Raw genomic sequence first — 938 nt, forward strand, 5'->3', positions numbered from 1 at the left:
GCGTTTGGGGCTGGCCGGGGCCGTGTGGGCCCACGCCGCCCGCTACGGCCTGCTGCTGGCCGGTTGCGCCGTGGTACATTGGGGTACAAGGAGCAGGGCATAAGGGTAGGCGGGTGACGAGGGGCTACTTCGTGTTTTCTTTGCAGCCCCCGCGCCATGCCCAATTCCTCATTCCACACTTCTCATTCTTCATTAGAAGAAGCGCCGCTGGTGACCATCGTGGCGCTGTGTCACAACCACGCGCCGTTTCTGCGGGAGGCCCTCGATTCGATTCGGGCCCAGACGTACCCCAACTTAGAAGTGTGGCTCGTCGACGATGCCAGCACCGATGGGAGCGTGGCCAGTCTGGAAGAATATGCGGCCCAGCATCCTGCCTGGCAATTGCTACTGCTGCCCGAAAACGTGGGCAACTGCCAAGCGTTCAACGCGGCATTTGAGCGGAGTAAGGGGAAGTTTGTTATTGATTTTGCGACCGATGACGTGCTGCTGCCGGCCCGCGTGGCGCAACAGGTAGCCCAGTTTTCGGCTGCTGATGCCAGCGTGGGCGTGGTGTACTCCAACTGCGAGCTTATCGATGAAGCCAGCCGCCCGCTGGGCTTGCACCACCGGTCCGACGGCCGCGGCGGCTTGCACCCCGCGCCCGCCAGTGGCTGGGTATTTGCCGAGGTGCTGCGGCGCTATTTCATCAGCACGCCCACCATGATGATGCGCCGCGCCTGCCTCGAAAGCCTGGGCGGCTACGACGAAACCCTGGCCTACGAGGACTTCGACTTCTGGGTGCGGGCCAGCCGCGACTGGCAGTTCCTCTACCTCGACGCCGTGACGACCCGCAAGCGCAAGCACCCGCGCAGCATGAGCGCCCGGGCCTACCGCCGCCACGACCCGTACCTGGCCTCAACTACCCGCGTGTGCGCCAAGGCTCTGAACCTGGCCCGCAC

General features: G+C 64.4%; 1 protein-coding gene. It reads left to right on the forward strand.

Features of this window, described 5'->3' with window-relative positions; all coding sequences use genetic code 11:
* Positions 1-156: 156 nt before the first annotated feature.
* Positions 157-938 (forward strand): glycosyltransferase family 2 protein (locus ACYVDE_RS24410; RefSeq protein WP_460504115.1); only part of this gene is annotated, 782 nt, incomplete at its 3' end.

Source organism: Hymenobacter agri (assembly GCF_054778495.1).